The sequence below is a fragment of the Nitrospirota bacterium genome (assembly GCA_016212215.1).
Lineage (GTDB): Bacteria > Nitrospirota > 9FT-COMBO-42-15 > HDB-SIOI813 > HDB-SIOI813 > JACRGV01.
The window spans coordinates 20402-36793 of record JACRGV010000145.1 but is presented as its reverse complement, the minus strand read 5'-3'; the positions used below and the strand labels follow the sequence as shown (position 1 = coordinate 36793).

Below are 16392 nucleotides of genomic sequence, written 5' to 3'. Positions count from 1 at the left end.
CTCTGTTTATCTCCTATTCAATCCAATCTAACCTATTCTAAACTGATCTGATTAATTTATTCTGATAAAGAAAATCATTTATACAAAAGATTGTGAAAAAAAGAAAGGTATTTTAATAATATAATGTGAGAGGTGACACCCCTACACTCCCTCTTTTGCGGGGGGGAGGCAGGAGGGGGGATCCGGGTGAGGGGGCCTCATTTTCATCATCCTTTGTGAGCCGAAGGCTCATGTGGGTTCATCCGAAAATAACCTCAAGTAAGCAGTAAGCGTTAAGCAGTTAGCAGATAAAGACTTGGATCTACTGCTTACTGCTTACTTCTCACTGCTTACTATTTTCATTCCCCTTTGTGAGCGCCTCGCTCATGAAAGTTCATCAGCAATCTTACTTCTTGCCTCTCACTTCTGCTTACTGTTCACTGCCTTATTGTTCCACGTGGAACTTTTTCTCTCTGGCGATTTTGGCTATGGTAATGGCAATAATGGATACTGCTGCCGGGGTTATGCCTGAAATTCGGGATGCCTGTCCGAGTGAAACCGGTTTTATTTTATCAAGTTTTTCAACAATTTCCCTTGAAAGCCCTGATATTGATGTGTAATCAAAATCCGGAGGGATCTGTTTATTTTCCATATCCTTATATTTATCAACCAGCTCAAGCTGGCGTTTAATATATCCGTCGTATTTTATTTCTATTTCCACAGATTTTTTAACTTCTTCACTAATGGTCTGAGCAGGCGGGGATATTTTTTCTATGATTTTGTAATTTATCTCGGGACGCTGGAGCAGGTGGGCCAAGGTTGTATCAGGTAAGATTTGTCCTGTTTTAACTGTCTGATCGTTAACCGAAAATAACCCCATCCCTACCCTTTTATTTCTCAGCCGAACAATCTCATTCTCAACCGACTTTCTCTTTTCTTTAAATAATTCAAAACTTTCCTGAGATATAAGCCCTATGTTGTAACCCTTTTCTGTAAGTCTTGAGTCTGCATTATCATGTCTGAGGAGGAGTCTGTACTCTGCCCTTGATGTGAACATTCTGTATGGTTCCTGAGTCCCTTTTGTAATAAGGTCATCTATTAACACACCTATATATGCCTCTGATCTGTTGAGTATAAACGGCCCTCTCTCTTGAATTTTTGAGGCTGCGTTAATACCGGCCATAAGCCCCTGTGCTGCTGCCTCTTCATATCCTGAAGTACCATTAATCTGACCTGCATTATACAGTCCCTCAATTATTTTTGTTTCCAGTGTCGGCTTTAATTGTGTGGGCGGGATAAAGTCATATTCTATGGCATACCCAGGCCGCATAATCTCAGCGTTTTCAAGACCTTGTATTGATCTCACTATGTCAAGCTGTACATCAGCAGGAAGGCTTGTCGAAATACCGTTGGCGTAGATTTCAATGCTATCAAAGCCTTCCGGTTCGAGGAAAACCTGATGTTTTTCCTTATGAGAAAACCTCATTATCTTATCTTCAATAGAAGGGCAATATCTGGGGCCTGTCCCCTTTATAACCCCTCCATAAAGAGGAGACCTGTCAAGATTTTTCCTTATAATTTCATGGGTTACATTGGAGGTATAGGTTAGATAACAGGACATCTGCGGTCTTACGATTGTTCCGGTGGTGTATGAAAACGGGGTAATAGGTATATCACCTTTTTGTTCTGTCATAATACTAAAATCTATAGTCCGGGCATTTAATCTTGGGGGAGTACCTGTTTTAAGTCTACCCAAGGTAAAACCGTTCTCCTCCAAATCTTTTGACAAATCTGATGAAGCAAATTCCCCTGCCCTGCCTGCAGGATAGTTGTTTAAGCCGATATGAATTAACCCATTAAGAAATGTCCCGGTAGTGAGTATTACAGCCTTTGCATGATACTCAATACCAAGGCTTGTCTTCACACCCCTGATAGCCCCCTCTGTTATAAGAAGGGAATCAACCATACCCTGTACTATATTCAGGTTCTTCTCCGCTTCAAGAACAGTCCGCATAACAGATTTATAATAATTCCTGTCTGCCTGAACCCTTAGGGCCTGGACAGCAGGCCCCTTGCTTGTATTCAACATCCGGAACTGTATACCGGCCGAATCCGTCACCTTCCCCATCTCTCCACCAAGCGCATCTATCTCCCTGACAAGGTGACCTTTAGCAATCCCCCCTACAGCAGGGTTGCAGGACATCAAAGCAATATTATCCAGGTTCATCGTTAAAAGCAGTGTCTTACATCCCATACGTGCAGAGGCAAGCACCGCCTCACAACCCGCATGACCGGCACCAACAACGATAACATCATAAGTTGAGATTGACATGTGCTCCTAATTGTTTGTCAGGGGTCAAGGGGTCACCCTAAACCCCATCCCCACCCTGACCCTCCCCTTGAAGGGGAGGGAATTTTCATTTCCTATTGTGAGATTAGATCTCTTGAGCGGTTAACTTCTCACTATCCACTTGACCCCTCGAACCCTTCCTTATTGTTCCACGTGGAACATTATTTTCCGATACAGAATTCGCTGAAAATCTTATTAAGAATGTCCTCTGTTGTCACTACACCTGTTATCTCTCCAAATAAATCTACTGCCTTTCGCAGGTGCAGTGCCTGGATTTCCAGCGGTAATCTTTCTTCACTCGCCTCTGTAAACTTCTCACACTCTTTTTTTGCGGACTCAAGTGCATTCTTGTGTCTGAGGTTTGTAACAAAAGTTTCTGCTGTTTTTCCAGTATCTATGCCGGTTATAGTTTGTTTAATTATTTGCCTCAATTCATCAATGCTTTCTTCTTTAATAACCGAGGTCTGTACCAATGTAGAATTCTTAATATCCGGTACCTTTGCAAGAACGTTTCCTTTGTCAATTTTGTTAATAACAACGACCCTTTTCTTGTTTTGTGTATATTCAATAATATTTTTATCTTCTTCAGTAAGGGGTTCACTGCCGTCAAGTATAAGCAGGACAAGCTCTGCGGTATCTATGGTTTTATACATCCTTTTAATACCTTCTTCTTCCGCAGCATCTATCGTAGTACGTAAGCCTGCGGTATCCAACAGTCTCAGCAGTATACCGTTAATATTTACTGTCCCATCTATAATGTCTCTTGTTGTTCCGGGATGTGGTGTAACAATAGCTCGCTCCTCTCCAAGGAGGGTGTTCAGGAGACTTGATTTGCCGACATTTGTACGACCCACAATAGCAGTAAGCACGCCTTCCCTGAAAGGCCGCAATCTATAATAACCTTCTATAAGGTTTTCTATCCTGTTTTTAACAAAGCTGATACGGTTCGTTAGGGCATCAACAGGAATATCTAACTCATCTTCTGGAAAATCAATAAAGGCCTCAATATTAGCCAAGACACTGACAACCTCATCATTCAACATATTGATTTCTTTGGATAATTTGCCTTCCAACTGGTTGATCGCAGACCTTATGCCTTCTTCTGTTTTTGCATTAATAACATCAATTACAGCCTCAGCCTGTGTAAGGTCAATACGGCCGTTTAAAAAGGCACGTTTTGTAAACTCGCCCGGCTCAGAAAGTCTTGCCCCTGATTTTATGAATATCTCAAGAATCTTAGATGTAATTAACAGCCCGCCATGACAGCTTATTTCAACAACATCCTCACAGGTAAAACTGTTTGGTGACCTCATAACGCTCACCATAACTTCATCTGCCTTCTCCCCTGATACAGGGTCTATAATAAATCCGTAATGAATAGTATGGGTAATGGCTTCGGTAAGTGACTTCCCGGATTTCGTCCTGAAAAGTCCTGATGCTATTGCAATCGCATCTTTTCCGCTAAGCCGTATAACACTTATCCCACCAATGCCCTGCGGTGTAACGATTGCACAGACTGTATCTTCCTGAATAACCATTTACCCCGGCACAAACCCTTTCCTCAACGTGTTCTCACTTATGCACACCGGATTCATGAATTGTAATAAATAGTCAGGCCCCCCGGCTTTTGAGCCTATGCCGGACATACGAAATCCTCCAAACGGCTGGCGGCCTACAAGCGCGCCGGTAATCCCACGGTTAATATAAAGATTGCCGACACTGAATCCTTCCCGAGCCTTTGTAATATTGACCGGACTCCTTGAAAAGATACCGCCGGTCAGGGCATATTCTGTTGAATTCGCAATCATAATCGCATCATCAATATCACAGGCCTTTAGTACACATACCACTGGTCCAAAAATCTCCTCCCTTGCAACCTGTGCATCAGGTGATAAGTCTGTAAAGATTGCAGGGCTGATAAAGTTACCGGACTCTTTAGTATAAGAATCCCCTTGTCCATACTCCGCTATACCCATTCCCGTTATTTCAATTTCTGGATGGGATATAAATATAGAACCTTCTCGTTTCCCTGTTTCTACGTATTCACTTATCTTTCTATGCGCATTCCTGTCTATTACCGGTCCCATAAAATTACACGGCAATTCAGCAGGCCCAATCTTTATACTTGATACAGCATCCCTGAACCTTTTAAGAAAAGCATCATAAATACCTTCAATAACAATCACCCTTGAACAAGCAGAGCATTTCTGCCCCTGAAATCCGAAAGCAGACTCAAGAACCCCTGTAATTGCCTCGTCAATATCCGCTGTCTCATCTATTATAATTGCATTCTTCCCGCCCAATTCAGCAATGACCCTTTTTATATTCTTCTGCCCAGACCCCGTCTTTCCTGCTGACTCAATAATTTTAAGACCGACCTCTTTAGAGCCTGTAAATGCGATAAAATCTATGTCAGGATGCTTTACAAGGTGTTCTCCAATAACCTGTCCTGAACCGGGCAGGAACTGAAAAACACCTTCAGGCAGTCCGGCTGTATTGAATATTTCAACAAGCCTGTATCCTATGACAGGAGAAAGTCCGGAAGGTTTAAGTATTACGCAATTTCCTGCAACAATTCCGGCTGTTGCCATACCGGCAGGTATTGCGAGAGGGAAGTTCCATGGAGATATTACAACCCCGATACCCTTTGGTTTGTATATATACTCATTTGTTTCACCGGCAAAATCCCCAAGACTTCCGGAGTTTAAACGTAATATCTCTGACCCATAATATTTCATATAGTCAATGGTCTCGGCTATATCAGCATCCGCCTCTTGCCATGTCTTCCCTACCTCATATATCTCAAGGGCTGAAAGGTCAAACCTCTCTTTTTCCAATCTCTCTGCAACTTTTAAAAGAATAGATGCACGCTCTTCAGGCGGTACATTTCTCCATTTTATCCGGGCATCCTTTGCAATCTCAACAGCCCTGTCTGCGTCTGTTGGTTCTGCAGAAGACACCGTGCCGACCACCTCTTCCGGTGCTGCCGGATTAAGAGAAATAATCTCAACATCAGTCCATACATCATTTCCCCCAATAATAAGGGGATATTTTCTGTTAAATTCACCCCGCACCTTTTGCAAAGAGGTGCGCATCTTTTCCCTGTTTTCTCTTTTAGAAAAATCTGTGAGGGGAGTGTTGGTGAAGGGTTTATCGGAACAGAACCCCATCCCCACCCTGCCCCTCCCCTTGAAGGGGGGGGAATCTCCATCCCTCTCAGCTTGCGGAAGAGGGTTAGGGGGGGCTATCAGTTCTTCAAAGGAAACGCCTTCGACAAACGATCTCCTTAAAAAGGATTCATTGGATGTATTCTCAAGGAGTCTTCTTACGAGATATGCCATGCCGGGAATCATTTCACCGACAGGTGTATATACCCGTACTCTATAACCCATGTTCTTTACAATATTCCTGATTGGTTCAGCCATTCCATATAGCATCTGACACTCAAACGCATCTGAGGACAGACCAAGCCCTTCAGCCACGGCTATTGCATTGGCAATGCTCCTTATATTATGAGTTGCGATGGCCGGCCGTATAACATCTGTATTCTCCAATAGAATCCTGGTAAGGTCTTCAAAATTATAGTCAGTCTCTTCCTTATTAAGGAATACAGGAACAGGCCATCCATTCCGGTCACTGGATACAAGTTCATAATCCCAGTATGCCCCTTTAACCAGCCTGACTGTAATAACCCTGCCATTTTCCCTTGCCCAGTTTAATAATGAATAGATGTCTTCAATGGAGTCTTTGAGGTAGGCTTGTATAGCAATGCCGGCAAGGTTATAATTTTTGAACTCATTTTCTTCAAGAATATTTTTGAAGATAGTAATCAGGAGGTCTTTATAATAGTGGTGCTCCATATCAAAGGTAACCGGAACATTATGTTGAAGAGCCTTTCTTAAAATAGTCCTGAGATTATTCTTAACACCTATTACTGACCCTTCCCAGTCAACAGGGTCAAGTTGAGAATAAAGGGAAGATAGCTTAATGGAAATATTTAATTGCGGAAGTGTATCCAGTAGTCTCAAATACCCTTCTACATAAGCTTCTGCCTCCTTATCACTAACTACCGTCTCACCAAGCATATATATGCTGAAGCCATAGCCGTTATTCCTAATGCCCTCAATGACAGGCACGGCCTCCTGAGGATTGTTCCCTGTTATAAACTGACCGGCAATATGTTTAATATTTGATCTTATGACTTTTGCAGTTAACCTACTCATAAGTCCTGTTTCAGGTATGTGCCGTATACCGGCTTTAAAAACACCCCCGAAACTATTAAAGGCGTCTTCATTGTAATCAGAAAAATATTCTTTAAATAACCGCATTACAGATGCATCACTCTTTAATGATGGAAATACATCAACATATCTGAAAAGCTGCGTCTTAAAAGATTCATCTTTCATAGCCCATTCCAATATCCTCCCCTCCCACCTCTTTTTATCAAAGGCTGAAGGTGTATCAGATATTGCATGGGTATATATTTCCTGCCCAATATCCCTTATCCTGTTTTCACGGTTATTATTCATATCAAAAAGATTATAAACTTATTTAAATACTGATTCAATTACAACAGGTCTCTCTTAGATAGATATAATACCAACTCAATCGCTTGACCTTTAATAATCTGTCATGTTAATTTTACTGCACTATGCCGGAAGACCAGATACGGGGGAAGAGTCTTGCTGCTGTTGCTTCAGATATTTCAGATGGGTTTCTCTATTTAAATCCTCTTATCCTCAAGGATTTTTCAAGTGATGTTTATAAAGAATTACATAATCATTTACGGAAACTTCAAACCACAATCCGAACTGAAAAGTTCCCATTCCATGACCAGGCCGGAATAAGAAAAAGGAATTTAAGGCTTCAGCGTCTTCATCAGGCAATGGTTGTTTTGCAGAACTCAGCAAGGATGAAACGAATAATCATCTAATAAGAAGCTGACGTTCAAAAATGCCCATGTGCAAGGAAGGACAAGGGTTTGAGCCGAGGCGTACTTCCCGTACGTTGAGGCGAAGAACCCGCAGTCCTGACGCCGTAGACCCATTGCATTGACTTCGTCGCAATAGGTACCCCGCGTTTTTCAACGTCAGCTTACATTTCGTGGCAGGCTAAACAAAGAGCACTTCTATCGGTTTTAATGCGGAGAAATAATGGATTATTACAGCTATGCGAATCATGGCAACTCGCACATTCCACTTTGTCATTAAATAATTTTACCGGGGCGGTTGGAATACTTTTCAACTTTAATGTACTGCTGATATTTCTTGCCTCTGAGTAACTCACTGAATATGGATGATCAACACCGCCCTTCTGACCTATAGCAGAGGCAGGCTTTGATATTCTATCTGCAAGGCTTCCAAGATTAGCATGCATTGACATCTCTTTTGTTGACCCATCGTGACAACTAAGGCAAAACCTGCTGTCAGTATTAACAATAAACCCAGGTTCATCCTGGGTCTCAGCATTATGACAATAATAACATGCAGTGAATTCACCTGTTGAAACATTATGTTTGGGACATATATCCGCAGGAGAGATACTCCTTGCAAAATCAGGCAACAAATAAAATGAGAAAAATATCGTAATAACTATTAGAACGTTAATAGCATCAAGACAATGATGGCCTTTTTCTAACATGGGGATAAGTTTACAGAAAGCTGTTTATAAAGTCAATTTAACCGGAAATTGTAAAATTGGTTAAGCAGGTAACAGATATTATTTATAACAGATTAATTTACAACAAAATATACCTTAGATTTTATTGCATATATAAGTCCGGTACATTTGTTACACGGCGGCACGCTTAAAGCGGATTCACTACCGACGTTGGCTTTATTGTTCATGTCCGCGCAAAAATTACAGTATAATTCATCAGTAAAAAATATTTCTTCTAAGTTTTCTTTTTCAGTTGCAGGTTTAAGCATCATTTCTCCTCGAATCAGCAGGTGATTCATTCTGTTTTGTTGGTTATTTTATCGGTATGGTGTTTTTCTTCTTTAACAGACCAATGTTAACGGAATTCTATATGGGAAAAAATTTATCATAAAATATTTCTGCATATTTAGATAGGTTGTTTATATATATAGAAGTATCTTTAATGATTTGATCGGCATCAATATAATCAAGTGCTGCTAACTCATCCTGATACTCTGCAATCCATTTGTTAATCGTCTTCTCTGTTACCTCAAGATGAAACTGAAGGCCGTAAACATTATTGCCGACTCTGTAAGCCTGATTAGAGAAGAGTTCTGAGCCGGCAAGATGTTCTGCACCTTGCGGAATATCAAATGTATCACCATGCCATTGAAAAACCGTAATCTCTTCAGGCAGTCTGCCGAATGCCTTGTCCTCTTTTCCACCTTGTGTGAGATTGAGCTTATACCACCCTATCTCCTTTTTCGCACCTTTTTTTACCATTGCCCCTGTTGCCTTTGCAATCAGTTGTCCTCCAAGACAAATACCAAGCACAGGAGAACCTTTATGTATTGCTTTTTTTATCAGCACATCTTCATACTTGAGATATGGATATTCATCTTCTTCATAGACATTCATAGGGCCACCTAAAATTATGAGCCCTGAATATTGTTCAATGTCCTGTGGAACCGGTTCGCCATCGAATAGTCTGATATATTTCGCACCTATTCCTCTGACGGACATCGCCGGTCCGATAGTGCCGAGGTCTTCACATTCTATATGCTGAAGTACAAGAAATTCCGACATATTTTTAAGTTATAAAGTCGTTAACGGTTCTTTTAAAGTAATAGCAAACTTCTGATGTTTAAGGGGGTGAATGTCCGGGAACTTCTGGAATAACCATCCCTTGAAAATCTCTTTACCATTTTCTGTTACAAACACATGTACCGCTGGATTTAGGAGGTCGTGTGATTCAGTAGCATAAATATTACCGTCAATCTTTAAATCCGGCAGAAAGTCTCCTGTTTCTACTTCTATCTTAGAACCTGGAACAGCGATCTTACTATGAAGTGCGACGGTGTATTCTTTTGCAGAATTGGTCTCTTTATCCCTGACTGTTAATCTGACAGCCTTCCATTTTGCCTTAATGTTATCTGGAACAATAACTTTCATATCTTCTGCCTTAGGCATCTGTACATCATTATGACCTGCCATTTCCGGCATCTGCTGAGGCATTCCCATCGGCATCTGCTGTGAAGAAGGCGGCGGCGGAGTTGGAGGAACAGGCTCCTCTTTTTTAGCGCACGAAGTAATGCCTATTAAAGAAACTAATGCAAGTGATATTAAAATAGAAAATCTGCTTTTCATTGTACTTTATTACCCTCCTGATTGGTGAAAATTGCGGATAACAATTTTATTGGCGGAGAGGGTGGGATTCGAACCCACGGTGGAGTGTTACCCCCACAACTGCTTAGCAGGCAGCTGCCTTCGGCCGACTCGGCCACCTCTCCGTTAAATCATTGCGGACTGTAGAATTAGGAATTAAATCTTCTATACATTCCACATTCCTAATTCCACATTCCAAAATCAGCATGGCGGAGGGGGTAGGATTCGAACCCACGGTGCTCATCACACAACGGTTTTCAAGACCGCCACCTTAAACCACTCGGTCACCCCTCCCAGACATTGCTTTGCAATGTACCTATAACATATAACTATTAACGAATAACATCAGAAACTCTTCTAACATCATTCAATCTTTTCTAATCCTCTCATATACGGTTTCAGCACTTCCGGTACTTTTACTGTTCCATCTTCCTGCTGATAGTTTTCTAATATTGCCACAAGTGTCCTGCCGACTGCAAGCCCTGAACCATTTAATGTATGAACAAACTCTGTCTTACCTTTACCGGCCTTATATCTTATGTCAGCCCTGCGTGCCTGAAAGTCCTCAAAATTACTGCATGAGGATATCTCACGGTAAGTATTCTGTCCGGGAAGCCATACCTCTATGTCGTAAGTCTTTGCAGATGAAAAGCCCATATCACCTGTGCAGAGAAGCACAACACGGTAAGGAAGCCCAAGCCTTTTTAATACCTCCTCTGCATTGTTGGTCAGCTTCTCTAATTCATCATAAGAATCCTGCGGCTTACTGAACTTTACCAGTTCTACCTTGTTAAACTGATGCTGTCTGATAAGTCCCCTTGTGTCTTTTCCATAAGACCCTGCCTCACGCCTGAAACAAGGAGTCCATGCAGTATAATACAATGGAAGTGCCTCTTCCTGCAAGATTTCTCCCTGATGTATATTAGTTACAGGTACTTCAGCCGTTGGTATAAGGTAAAACCCATCCCTCTCCACCTTAAATAATTCATCTTCAAACTTAGGCAGTTGACCTGTGCCTGTCATTGACTGTTTATTTACCATAAATGGCGGCAGTACCTCAGTATATCCATGTTCTGAAGTATGAAGGTCAAGCATGAAGTTGATCAATGCACGCTCAAGCAGTGCACCCTTTCCTTTGAGCAGTGCAAACCTTGCCCCTGCAATATTGGATGCCCGTTGGAAATCTATGATCCCGAGGTCTTCCCCTATCTCCCAGTGAGGCCTCGGTCCATAATAAAATTTAGGAATATCTCCCCATCTGCGGACTTCCTGATTTGCCTTTTCATCCCTTCCTTCAGGCACAGACTCGTGGGACAAATTAGGTACTGTGAGTAATATTTCTTTCTCTTCATTCTCTACAATAGTTATCTCTTCTTCTAATTTCTTTATCTCCTCAGAAACACCCTTCATCTGAGACAATATCTCTTCAAAAGATTTACCCTCACGCTTTAATCGCCCAATCTCTTCAGATGCCTTGTTTCTCTGGAAACGTAATTCCTCTATCTTCTTTAAGATGATGCGGCGTTTTTCATCAAGGTTGAGGAGGGCAGTGAGGTCACTCTTGTCCCCTCTTTTTTTCAAGCCGTCTTCCACAAGTTTTAAATCTTTTCTAACAAGTTCTATGTTCAGCATAGTGTGTTTATCCAGAGTTACCCCATCCCCATCCTAACCCTCCCCCATCCAATGTCGGGGAGGGAAATTTCCTCTCCCTCAGGGAGAGGATTAAGGTGAGGGTGGGGTTTTATTGTCCTTTATGATACATAGTTCACCATGACACCAAGTCTGTCATCCTGAGCTTATCGAAGGATGAAAAACAGATTAATCTAACATTGAGGGAGAAAATAGTCAAATCACATATCTGCTGTTAATCTTTATACTTTCAATCTCTTTCTTTTTTTCTTCAAACCCCTTCCGGCCCATCATACCGAAGGTAAGCCGTTTGCCTTCCTCAACTCCAGGCTGGTCAAATGGGTTTATCCTGTATAGTCCTCCGGAAAAAGCGGTCTGCACCTCAAACATGTAGAACAGTTGGCCTATTGTAAATGGGTTGATAAAAGGTATATCTATACGGCAGTTCGGCCTGCCTGCCTTTGCAAGTGCAACCTCCGTAGCCTTCTGCTCTGCATTGATAAGCTCATTCATGGTGTGACCTCCCAGATAACTTATCCCTCCTATCTCTGAGAACGCATTGGGAATCCGTACTTCATTATTAAACTCCCCGACTCTCAGAAAGGTAATGGTCTTATCATGCGGCCCTTCCATGTACAACTGGATCTGCGAATGTTGATCCGTTGCACCGACTGCCTTTACCGGAGTCTGTCCGGTAAACACAGTTGCCCCATCAAGTCTGAACTTCTTACCAAGGCTCTCTGCCCAAAGCTGAACAAACCACTCTATCATGCTCCCAAGTGCCTCTGAATACGCCATCATAACTGAAATATTTCGCCCCTGACGTGTATTGAACAGAAATTCCATGACTGCCTTCATATATGCAGGATTCGTCCATATATCAGGATTACTGCATCGCTTATCCATACTTGCGGCACCGGCCATCAGCTCATCAATATCAATACCTGATATGGCCGCAGAAAGAAGTCCTACAGCCGTCAGTACAGAAAACCTCCCACCGACACCCGGGGCTATTTCAATAGACCTGTATCCTTCATTCTCTGCGATATTACGGAGTATTCCGCTTACCGGATCAGTGATAGCAATTATCTGTGAGGGATCAATACTGCCGCAGGACTTCTTTATTGCATCGAGAAAAATAAGAAACCCTGCTATTGTCTCTGCCGTACTGCCGGACTTAGTAATAACTGCAACAGCGGTCTTTTCCATATCAATCGCCTTCAGAAATGATGCTGTCTCATCAGGGTCAACATTATCGAGGAAATACATCTTAGGTCTGCTGTTTCTTTCTGAATCAAGCCGGTTATAGAAGGAAGTATGCAGGGCATTGTGAATTGAAATAGGCCCAAGTGCAGAACCGCCTATACCAAGAAGCAGGAAATTATCATACTTCCCTGCAATGTCTTCTGCCGTATGTTTTATTGCAGAGGTGTCTTCATAGGGGAGGTCAAAAAAGGCGACCTCTTTTTTCTCCCTCTTCTCTCTTAGTTCCCGGTGTATCCTGTTTGCCTCGTCCTGCAGGGAGTCAATATCTTCAGGGCTGATACCTGAATCATCACCGATGTGTTCCTTCATCATAAAATTAAAATCAATGTGCACCTCTTTATTACTCATTAAACAATACCTCCTTCCATTTACCGGTTATGCCGAGATGGCAGATTGCAAAATCATATTTAAGCGGGTCATCAGGTGATATCTTTCTGAATTTATCTGTAATCTCCTCTGCCATTGCCCAGTTTGCTGATTTTCTCTCTGTCATTTTCATGTTCTTGCATATACGGCCAATATGCACATCAAGCGGGATTATCAGGGCAGACGGAGGAATATATTTCCACAGCCCAAAGTCAATGCCATCCTTGGGACGAACCATCCATCTTAAAAACATATTTAACCGTTTACATGGCCCGCCATTGTGAGGAGAGGGTATTAACTGAAGCAGACCCCGTGGACGGATATTTTTACCATAGACAGGTGCAGTATCAATATCTCTTAGTACATCCACAAATCTTTGTAATGCCCCTTTTATGTTATCTGATGCATCATAACAGGAATAAAAAAGATTTCCTATAGTCCCATATTTTTTTAAGGCTGAGCTTAAGATGAAAATCATGCAGGCTATGTCTCTTCCTTTGCACATCCTGTAGTAGAGCGTATCAAAAGAATTACCGTCAGTATCAGGGTCAAAGGCGATTACATAATCATACAAACACCTGTTATCTGCGAATGAAAGCACCTTCCTTATCACCGGCTTAAAGAGTTCAATCCTGCCGAATGCAAGTGATGATGCAATAAAACCTGCAATTTCTATATCCCTGCTGTCAGTATAAAGATGTGGAAACTCTATCGGATCATTCTTGATTCGTGTTGTCAGAACAGGAAGGTCATACAGTTTCTCAAAGATTTCTTTCATACTAAAATCCCCTCCGGCGGGGTAAGAAAACCCCGCCTATCCATTTCTATAAGGACAGGCGGGACATTCTTGTCCCGCTGATTTTCATGCTCCCCTTGAAGGGGAGGGAATTTGCATAATAATTTTCTTTCTAACTTCTTGCTTCTAACCTCTAACTTCTTACTTCTTCTGCCTGCATCATATCCCAGATATTTATAACATATCTGAACTGCTAATGCACAGGAATTTGATGGAATCAGCTACAGGATTGAGGTTTTGAAAATTAGCCTTTATATTTTTACTGAATTATGCTATACAATTAGCGGTCTAATCTCTCAAACATATACAATTTAGTTGCAAAAGCATTATTAAGATATAACCAACAATAATCATAGGAGACCTATAACCATGCTCACTGCCTTTTTCCTGAAGTACCGCAGGATAGTAGTGCTTGGCATTAATCTGCTGCTTATAATTATTGCTAACCTATCAGCATATCTGCTCCGGTTTGAGTTGGCAGTACCGGCTGAATATTTTAATCTCATTGGATTCACCCTGCCTGTTATCCTTGGGATAAGGATTATTACGTTTCATTTTTTTGGTATTAATGCAGGACTTTGGCGTTATGTCAGTGTCAGGGACCTTTCCCAGATAATAAAAGGGGTTGTACTTAGTTCGGCTATTACCGGCCTGGCTTTTTATCCTATCATGGGATTATATCTATATCCACGTTCAGTACTTATCCTTGACTGCATATTACTGATTGGGTACATGAGTGGAATTAGGCTTATAACCAGGTTAATCAGAGAAAAGAACAGGTTTAGTCTTATGGATAGAAAACCGGTTCTGGTATATGGGGCAGGAGATGCCGGAGAATTACTCGTTCGTGATATGCTTAAAAATCCTGTATATAACTACCTGCCGGTAGGTTTTATAGATGACGACGAAAAAAAGGCCGGACTTGGGATACATTCAGTACCTGTACTCGGTACAGGAAAAGATCTGAACAACATTATAAAAAAAGTAAGCCCTTCTGAAATCATTATTGCCATCCCTTCTGCAAAACCTGCCCAGATGAGGACTATAATGAATAAATGTAAAAAACATGACATAAGTCTAAAGACCCTTCCGAGTATGAAAGATGTTATCTCAGGCCATATTTCGGTTAATCAGATAAGGAATATATCAGTAGAAGACCTCTTGTTCAGAGAACCTGTAAGAGTAAACTCTGAAAACATAAAAGACCTTGTTTGCGGAAAAAGGGTACTTGTAACAGGGGCTGCAGGTTCTATAGGTTCAGAGCTATGCAGGCAGATATTAAAAAACAACCCGCGGCACCTTGTGTTATATGACCGTAATGAAAATGGGCTTTACCAGATTGACCTCGAACTCGGTTTAAAACATTCGAGGGACTTTTTCAGCGCTGTTATCGGTGATATTTGTGATGTAAACAGGCTTTACATGAAGTTTAAGAAATACCAACCGGAGATTGTATTTCATGCTGCTGCATACAAACATGTCCCATTAATGGAAGATAACGTCGTGGAGAGTGTAAAAAATAATATCCTTGGAACATGGAATCTTGTTGAGATGGTTGATCAATTTGGTGTTGAAACCTTTGTCCAGATATCAACTGATAAGGCAGTTAATCCGACCAGCATGATGGGTGTCTCCAAGAGGATAGCAGAGATGATTGTAAGACACATTAACAGAAAAAGTGACACAAGATTTATTGTAGTGCGGTTCGGTAATGTACTCGGCAGCAATGGAAGTGTTGTTCCGCTTTTCAAGGAACAGATCAGAAAAGGCGGGCCTATAACAGTAACGCATCCTGATATTGAACGATTCTTTATGACCATCCCTGAGGCAGTACAGTTGGTGCTCCAGGCAGCATATATAGGAAACGGAGGAGAGGTTTTTGTACTTGACATGGGTGAACCTGTAAAGATTGTAGACCTGGCAAAAAACCTGATTACATTGTCAGGACTAGTTCCAGGAAAGGATATAAAGATTGCGTTTTCAGGACTAAGGCCTGGAGAAAAACTTTTTGAAGAACTGTTTGAGAAAGATGAAAAGATGTTGAATACTTCTCATAAAAAGATATTTATGGCAACCCCAAATTATGATGAAATGGATTCAAAAAGGTTTTTTAGTAAATTGATAGATCTGAAGATTCATGCCCTTGGAGGAAACAAAGAATTAATAATTGAAAGAATTAAGGATATAGTCCCAACGTATCAGCAAACGTGTATTAATCATTATACTAATGGTGATTACACAAAAGTAGTTGATGAAGGGCCTTTAGATTCAATAGATTTATCAGAGAACTAACAATCAACTAAAAATAATTTTTTTCTTGACGATATATATTAATATGTGATAAAAAAATACGCATGCAGCAAAGCAGGAGATGTAGTATTTTTCCATATTTGTATGGCCATAGGTGACCGCAGAGGATAGTTCCAGGCCTCTGCGGTTTTTTATTTTTGGAGAAAAGGAGGTTGTAGGCAATGCCAAAAGGTCGTGTCAAATGGTTCAATGACAAAAAGGGCTATGGGTTCATTGAACAGGAAAATGGCGAGGATGTGTTCGTACATTTTTCCGCAATTCAGGGCGACGGATTTAAAACCCTCGGCGAAGGCCAGGAGGTAGAATTCGAAGTGTCGGATGGCCCAAAAGGTGTTCATGCAAAAAATGTAGTGAAAATATAACGCATGGCTGTGTGCCCCGCTGTTAAGTAAAG

At 41.4% G+C, this 16392-nt stretch carries 13 protein-coding genes and 2 tRNA genes; 3 read left to right on the top strand and 12 right to left on the bottom strand.

The genetic code is table 11. The features are described from left to right. Positions 1 to 424: 424 nt before the first annotated feature. The 3 genes from mnmG to pruA form a co-directional block, all read right to left on the bottom strand. Positions 425 to 2311 carry a tRNA uridine-5-carboxymethylaminomethyl(34) synthesis enzyme MnmG gene (gene mnmG, locus HZA08_13355; protein MBI5194410.1) on the bottom strand — a complete coding sequence of 629 codons (1887 nt, stop codon included), beginning with the start codon at positions 2309 to 2311 and terminating at the stop codon, positions 425 to 427. A 179-nt stretch (positions 2312 to 2490) separates the two neighbouring features. Continuing rightward, the gene (mnmE, locus tag HZA08_13350; GenBank protein ID MBI5194409.1) at positions 2491 to 3867 is read right to left on the bottom strand and encodes a tRNA uridine-5-carboxymethylaminomethyl(34) synthesis GTPase MnmE; all 1377 of its coding nucleotides are present in this window, start codon (positions 3865 to 3867) and stop codon (positions 2491 to 2493) included. Then, positions 3868 to 6858: an L-glutamate gamma-semialdehyde dehydrogenase gene (gene pruA / locus HZA08_13345; GenBank protein ID MBI5194408.1), complete on the bottom strand. Its 2991-nt coding sequence runs from the start codon at positions 6856 to 6858 to the stop codon at positions 3868 to 3870. Between the two features lie 122 nt (positions 6859 to 6980). Here pruA and HZA08_13340 point away from each other — a divergent pair, with 122 nt between their 5' ends. After that, positions 6981 to 7262 (top strand): hypothetical protein, encoded by a 282-nt coding sequence (locus HZA08_13340; protein ID MBI5194407.1) that lies wholly within the window; start codon positions 6981 to 6983, stop codon positions 7260 to 7262. Positions 7263 to 7423: 161 nt separating this feature from the next. Here HZA08_13340 and HZA08_13335 read toward each other — a convergent pair whose 3' ends face one another. From HZA08_13335 to HZA08_13295, 9 genes are all read right to left on the bottom strand, one after another. After that, the gene (locus tag HZA08_13335; GenBank protein ID MBI5194406.1) at positions 7424 to 7969 is read right to left on the bottom strand and encodes a cytochrome c3 family protein; all 546 of its coding nucleotides are present in this window, start codon (positions 7967 to 7969) and stop codon (positions 7424 to 7426) included. A gap of 92 nt (positions 7970 to 8061) precedes the next feature. Beyond that, the gene (locus tag HZA08_13330) at positions 8062 to 8286 is read right to left on the bottom strand and encodes a hypothetical protein (protein ID MBI5194405.1); all 225 of its coding nucleotides are present in this window, start codon (positions 8284 to 8286) and stop codon (positions 8062 to 8064) included. Between the two features lie 67 nt (positions 8287 to 8353). Then, a complete protein-coding gene (locus HZA08_13325; GenBank protein MBI5194404.1) occupies positions 8354 to 9052 on the bottom strand; it encodes a gamma-glutamyl-gamma-aminobutyrate hydrolase family protein in 699 nt (232 codons plus the stop codon). 9 nt (positions 9053 to 9061) lie between these two features. After that, positions 9062 to 9613, bottom strand: a complete 552-nt coding sequence (locus HZA08_13320) for a DUF2155 domain-containing protein (protein MBI5194403.1) — start codon at positions 9611 to 9613, stop codon at positions 9062 to 9064. A gap of 50 nt (positions 9614 to 9663) precedes the next feature. Further along, positions 9664 to 9756 (bottom strand) — tRNA-Ser (locus HZA08_13315). Positions 9757 to 9838: 82 nt separating this feature from the next. After that, positions 9839 to 9925, bottom strand: a tRNA-Ser gene (locus HZA08_13310). A gap of 69 nt (positions 9926 to 9994) precedes the next feature. Continuing rightward, positions 9995 to 11263, bottom strand: a complete 1269-nt coding sequence (serS, locus tag HZA08_13305) for a serine--tRNA ligase (protein ID MBI5194402.1) — start codon at positions 11261 to 11263, stop codon at positions 9995 to 9997. Positions 11264 to 11476: 213 nt separating this feature from the next. Then, positions 11477 to 12874 (bottom strand): glucose-6-phosphate isomerase, encoded by a 1398-nt coding sequence (locus tag HZA08_13300; protein MBI5194401.1) that lies wholly within the window; start codon positions 12872 to 12874, stop codon positions 11477 to 11479. Continuing rightward, entirely contained in the window at positions 12867 to 13670 is an 804-nt protein-coding gene (locus HZA08_13295; GenBank protein MBI5194400.1) for a TIGR02757 family protein, read from the bottom strand. Before HZA08_13295 ends, HZA08_13300 begins: the two co-directional genes overlap by 8 nt. 387 nt (positions 13671 to 14057) lie before the next feature. On the opposite strand from HZA08_13295, the gene HZA08_13290 reads away from it, so the two are divergent. Next, entirely contained in the window at positions 14058 to 15980 is a 1923-nt protein-coding gene (locus tag HZA08_13290) for a polysaccharide biosynthesis protein (protein MBI5194399.1), read from the top strand. Between the two features lie 179 nt (positions 15981 to 16159). Then, positions 16160 to 16360: a cold-shock protein gene (locus HZA08_13285; protein ID MBI5194398.1), complete on the top strand. Its 201-nt coding sequence runs from the start codon at positions 16160 to 16162 to the stop codon at positions 16358 to 16360. Positions 16361 to 16392: the final 32 nt, after the last annotated feature.

Coding starts and splice junctions, on each gene's coding strand:
- mnmG (MBI5194410.1), bottom strand. CDS start 2,311: ATGTCAATCTCAACTTATGATGTTATCGTTGTTGGTGCCGGTCATGCG.
- mnmE (MBI5194409.1), bottom strand. CDS start 3,867: ATGGTTATTCAGGAAGATACAGTCTGTGCAATCGTTACACCGCAGGGC.
- pruA (MBI5194408.1), bottom strand. CDS start 6,858: ATGAATAATAACCGTGAAAACAGGATAAGGGATATTGGGCAGGAAATA.
- HZA08_13340 (MBI5194407.1), top strand. CDS start 6,981: ATGCCGGAAGACCAGATACGGGGGAAGAGTCTTGCTGCTGTTGCTTCA.
- HZA08_13335 (MBI5194406.1), bottom strand. CDS start 7,969: ATGTTAGAAAAAGGCCATCATTGTCTTGATGCTATTAACGTTCTAATA.
- HZA08_13330 (MBI5194405.1), bottom strand. CDS start 8,286: ATGAATCACCTGCTGATTCGAGGAGAAATGATGCTTAAACCTGCAACT.
- HZA08_13325 (MBI5194404.1), bottom strand. CDS start 9,052: ATGTCGGAATTTCTTGTACTTCAGCATATAGAATGTGAAGACCTCGGC.
- HZA08_13320 (MBI5194403.1), bottom strand. CDS start 9,613: ATGAAAAGCAGATTTTCTATTTTAATATCACTTGCATTAGTTTCTTTA.
- serS (MBI5194402.1), bottom strand. CDS start 11,263: ATGCTGAACATAGAACTTGTTAGAAAAGATTTAAAACTTGTGGAAGAC.
- HZA08_13300 (MBI5194401.1), bottom strand. CDS start 12,874: ATGAGTAATAAAGAGGTGCACATTGATTTTAATTTTATGATGAAGGAA.
- HZA08_13295 (MBI5194400.1), bottom strand. CDS start 13,670: ATGAAAGAAATCTTTGAGAAACTGTATGACCTTCCTGTTCTGACAACA.
- HZA08_13290 (MBI5194399.1), top strand. CDS start 14,058: ATGCTCACTGCCTTTTTCCTGAAGTACCGCAGGATAGTAGTGCTTGGC.
- HZA08_13285 (MBI5194398.1), top strand. CDS start 16,160: ATGCCAAAAGGTCGTGTCAAATGGTTCAATGACAAAAAGGGCTATGGG.